The following is a 2,024-nucleotide window of genomic DNA, read 5'->3' as shown; positions in this document are numbered from 1 at the left end:
ATACATTGTAGCTTCAGGAATGTGGCACCTATCATTTAATTTCACTACCACCGCAAACAACTTTACCAAAGAGAATCCACTCTTGGTCATACTACCCTTCGCCATAATTGGCATAGCCTTTAGAATCGCAGGAAGAAACAGCCAACTTGGGCTAAAGTCAATTTATTCAGGAAAGCAAAAACTAGTTTATCTCGTCACTCTCCCCCCACTACTTTTAATAGGGCTCATTATTTTAGTAATGAAATAGATAATCAGGACACATTCTACTCAAAGGAGCATACACGTTTCACCACCCTAAGAACCCGCACCTCAGAGTAGTGGTCAACAATTCCCGGACATAGAATTGAATTTTTCTTCCGCAACAGATGGCGGCACGAAACCGTTGTGCTAATGCGGCCTTGTCCAGTTGTACCGCTGCATGAGGTAGCGACCGATGTCCTGCTCAGACAACGCTGTCGTCATGTAACCCACCGTCGGCACCCACTCCGTTTTCAAGCTACGAAACAGCCGCTCCATGGGTGCGTTGTCGTAACAATTCCCCCGTCGGCTCATGCTTTGGCTCATCCGATAACGCCATAGCCGCTGGCGGAAACTACGGCTTCCATATTGGCTACCCTGGACGCCCTTCTAAGTGTCAAGTGGATACTGCGCTTTGGTTGATGATGCTATTTCGCCTCTGGATAATGCTGTAGACCTCCCGTGCGATGTAGCGCTTTAGGCAGCGGATAGCTTCCAGCTTCGAATGTCCCTCTGCGAGACGTCGACTGACATAAGCCTGCGTTCGGGCGTCTGTCCGAAGCCGTCCGATAGCGATGATATGCAGCGCACTGTTCGCGGCACGATCACCACCTCGATTCAGGCGATGCCGGGTGACCTTCCCTAAAGAGGCCTGGACTGGGCTAACCCCACATAAGGCCGCGAAGCTGGACTCTGAGCGGAAACGATCGCTGTTGTCGCCTGCCGTCAGTAGCAACTGGGCAGCGGACTCGTAACCAATGGCATTTCGGGAAACCAACTCTGGTGCAAGATCGTCAACCAAGGCTGCAATCATCACATCCAAGTCCGCTATTTCGTCATGCAGCTCGAGATAACGCCGCCCCAGCGACTTCAGGGCAATCCGGTAGGCGGACGCGACTTGACGATAGCTTGATAGATCTGGACGCCATGCTGCCAGCGTTCTAATCAGTTGCATGCGGGTCAACGTGCGTAATGATTCACGTAGCTCATCAGGCGCACTAACGATAGTGTTCTGGATCAGTTGCAAGGTAATGCGCCTGGCCTGTATGGCCGTCTTCCGACACACCTTGAGCACGCGTAACGATTCGACCATACCGTCTCGTTTTTTTGGGGTAACGGTACGAATACCAGCGAAGGCCGCATGTGCGGCATTTCCAGCATCAAGGGTGTCATCTTTGCCCCGCTTGCGCCTGTCACTTTTATTACGATCCTGTTCATCTACGACTGCAGCGACGTGCAGATCTTTATGGGTATCTACACCGCCTACGACCTGTCTCGAAACACTGCTGACTTTAACGTTGCGCATGGCTGGTTGCTCCGATTCGCCGAGCACGAACTGAACCGCTCCAACCGGACACCTGGACAAGACAGTAAAGTGACGTGGCGTCAGGCCCTTCTTGGGTCACATGTATCGGCAAGGCGGTCACCTTGACGTGCAGTGTTCCCGGATGGTCGACAGGTCCAGGGAAAGACACAAGGGTCTATCGCTGTGTGAGTCAGACCATACGGGAACACTGGCCAGTACATTCTTACTATCGCTATGAAACAGGACGCCATGAGGCCTGCCACGTATCTCATAAGCCCTGTCGAGCGCCTGGATAACCAGCTCGGCATCAGGCTTGGCGGACATCGCCCAGCCCACCACTCTGCGGCTGTACAAGTCCAGGACGACAGCCAGGTAACTCCATCGACCCTGTGCCCAGATATAGGTGATGTCACCGCACCAAACCGTGTTCGGCGCTGCACGGTGAACTGCCGATCAAGGACATTGGGAATGTCGGGGCGCT

2 protein-coding genes and 2 pseudogenes are annotated in these 2,024 nt (G+C 53.1%); 1 reads left to right on the top strand and 3 read right to left on the bottom strand.

Annotated elements, in window-relative coordinates; all coding sequences use genetic code 11:
* Positions 1-247: hypothetical protein (locus K675_RS33575; RefSeq protein ID WP_232434416.1), on the top strand; the 247-nt coding region annotated here is incomplete at its 5' end.
* 143 nt (positions 248-390) lie between these two features.
* Here K675_RS33575 and K675_RS30590 read toward each other — a convergent pair.
* The 3 genes and pseudogenes from K675_RS30590 to K675_RS32190 all read right to left on the bottom strand — a co-directional run.
* Positions 391-618 (bottom strand): annotated as a pseudogene (locus K675_RS30590) (integrase core domain-containing protein); the annotation flags it as partial.
* Between the two features lie 16 nt (positions 619-634).
* Positions 635-1,543, bottom strand: a complete 909-nt coding sequence (locus K675_RS0110155; RefSeq protein WP_026145081.1) for an IS110 family transposase — start codon at positions 1,541-1,543, stop codon at positions 635-637.
* Positions 1,544-1,771: 228 nt separating this feature from the next.
* Positions 1,772-2,024: pseudogene (locus tag K675_RS32190) on the bottom strand (DDE-type integrase/transposase/recombinase); the annotation flags it as partial.

This window comes from Pseudomonas fuscovaginae SE-1 (genome assembly GCF_000364705.1).
Taxonomy (GTDB): Bacteria; Pseudomonadota; Gammaproteobacteria; order Pseudomonadales; family Pseudomonadaceae; genus Aquipseudomonas; species Aquipseudomonas fuscovaginae_A.
The sequence above is the reverse complement of the archived record's forward strand: the minus strand, read 5'-3'. Positions and strand labels throughout refer to the sequence as shown.

Excerpts from the sequence above, each read along its gene's own strand:
- K675_RS0110155 (WP_026145081.1), bottom strand. The coding sequence starts at position 1,543 with ATGCGCAACGTTAAAGTCAGCAGTGTTTCGAGACAGGTCGTAGGCGGT.